Origin of the sequence: Campylobacter sp. 2018MI10, from assembly GCF_018501175.1 — a bacterium.
Taxonomy (GTDB): Bacteria; Campylobacterota; Campylobacteria; order Campylobacterales; family Campylobacteraceae; genus Campylobacter_E.
In genome coordinates this window covers 1-1,069 of the sequence record NZ_JAHCZD010000047.1, presented here as the reverse complement: position 1 = coordinate 1,069, position 1,069 = coordinate 1, and the positions used below count along the sequence as shown (strand labels likewise).

Below are 1,069 nucleotides of genomic sequence, written 5' to 3'. Positions count from 1 at the left end.
ATTATCTTCGTAAAATTCCAAATCACTCGCCCACTAAACAATCTAACAGCTAAATCAAACGAACTTAGCAGTGGAGATGGAGATTTAACTAAAAAGCTAGATGATAAAGGTAATGATGAAATAGCTCAAGCTTGTAAAGCTATTAATATATTCTTAGAAAAAGTAAGAATTCTAATAGCACAAGCAAAAGATATCTCAAATGAAAACGCTTCAATAGCAAATGAATTAAGCCACACAAGTCTTCAAACAGGTAAGCGTGCAGAAGAAGGTAGTGTAATAGTTACAGAAGTAGCTAATAAAGGAACTAATACTAAAGATAACCTTGATAAAGGTGTAATTGGTGCAGCTAAAGGTAAAGATGAATTAAGTAATGCAAGTAAGTTTATAAAATCAGCAAACGATGCTATTAATTCATTAACTAATCAAATAAATCATAGTGCTGATATAGAAAGTGCTTTAGCTAGTAAAATTGAGCAATTAAGCCGTGATGCTGATAATGTTAAATCTATTTTAGAAATAATTAATGATGTAGCAGACCAGACTAACTTACTTGCATTAAATGCTGCAATAGAAGCAGCAAGAGCAGGAGAGCATGGGCGTGGGTTTGCAGTAGTAGCTGATGAAGTAAGAAGTTTGGCTGAGAGAACTCAAAAAAGCCTTAGTGAAATAAATGCAACAATAAGCGTTATAGTTCAAGGTATTAAAGATGCAAGCGAGCAAATGAGCACTAATTCAGCAGAGATTAGCAAATTAACTCAAGTAGCAAGTAATACCCAAGATACAATTAATGAAATGGGTAAAGTAATGAGTGAAGCTGTAAAAATTAGTGAAGCAACTGTAAATGATTATATAAGCACAAGTAAAGATATGAGCGAGATATTAAGTGGAGTAAATAATATGAATACTATCACTAATGAAAACGCAAGAAGTGTAGAAGAAATAGCAGGAGCAGCAAATCATCTAAGTGAGATGACAGAACAACTAAACAAAAAGCTAAATGAATTTAGAACTTGATTCATTAGCTTAAAAATAAACTTATTATTAGGAATTAGTATGCTAGTTCCTAATA

1 protein-coding gene is annotated in these 1,069 nt (G+C 32.1%); it reads left to right on the top strand.

All coding sequences use genetic code 11. From position 1 onward, the window contains the following. Window positions 1-1,014: methyl-accepting chemotaxis protein (locus KJR01_RS09590; RefSeq protein ID WP_214119010.1), on the top strand; the 1,014-nt coding region annotated here is incomplete at its 5' end. Between the last annotated feature and the right edge of the window lie 55 nt (window positions 1,015-1,069).